The sequence below is a fragment of the Vibrio sp. 1641 genome (assembly GCF_033339995.1).
Lineage (GTDB): Bacteria > Pseudomonadota > Gammaproteobacteria > Enterobacterales > Vibrionaceae > Vibrio > Vibrio alginolyticus.
In genome coordinates this window covers 1-618 of sequence record NZ_JAWOVP010000288.1, presented here as the reverse complement: position 1 = coordinate 618, position 618 = coordinate 1, and the positions used below count along the sequence as shown (strand labels likewise).

Sequence of the window (618 nt, the reverse complement as noted above, 5' to 3'; positions counted from 1 at the left end):
CAATCGGCTCTCTAACGCTTCTGCGGTTTGCACTACTAACTCAACGTAACGCGGCGGCCCAGCTAGATAAACCAGCCCTTTATTTTCGGCAGCGCGCCAACCATAACGAGCATCCCAAACACCGGTTGAAATCAAGGTACTGCGAAGCTCGCGCGCGGTAAGCAGTTCCAATTGCAGCAATCGGGAGCGCGTTTCTGTCGCTTTGTAAACGTGCAGTACTGCGCCATCGAAGTACCACATCAAGTTATAAACTTGCGCTAGGTAGTCGAGAAACTCCGCTGGATCTTCTGGCGTGAATCGACCACTCACTCGGTCATTCACTTTGTCGCTCACAGACACGGATACTCGATAGTTGGCACCAAAGTTGTTAAGCAGATCTTTCAGCGAATCGTTATCGGCATAGTAACGAAACGGTTGTTCTGGCCAATTGAGCTCTGTCGCTTGTACAGAAAACATCGGAACGACACACAGCGCGCACAATGTCATTTTGGCGGCAATGCGCCCTATTTTTGGCATGAGAGTTCGCATTACGGTAACCACACATGATGACTGATGGTGTGATTAACACGCTCGTGTTCAAGCAATTCCATGTAGCGTTCACACACGTTGGCATGTTGC

Annotated in this window: 2 pseudogenes; both read right to left on the bottom strand. The window is 49.8% G+C overall.

Annotation, left to right across the window (positions count from 1 at the left end):
• A pseudogene (gene vscC, locus R7Z47_RS25575) lies at positions 1–540 on the bottom strand (SctC family type III secretion system outer membrane ring subunit VscC); the annotation flags it as partial.
• Positions 528–618, bottom strand: a pseudogene (locus R7Z47_RS25570) (YscB family type III secretion system chaperone); the annotation flags it as partial. The pseudogenes R7Z47_RS25570 and vscC, both read right to left, overlap by 13 nt.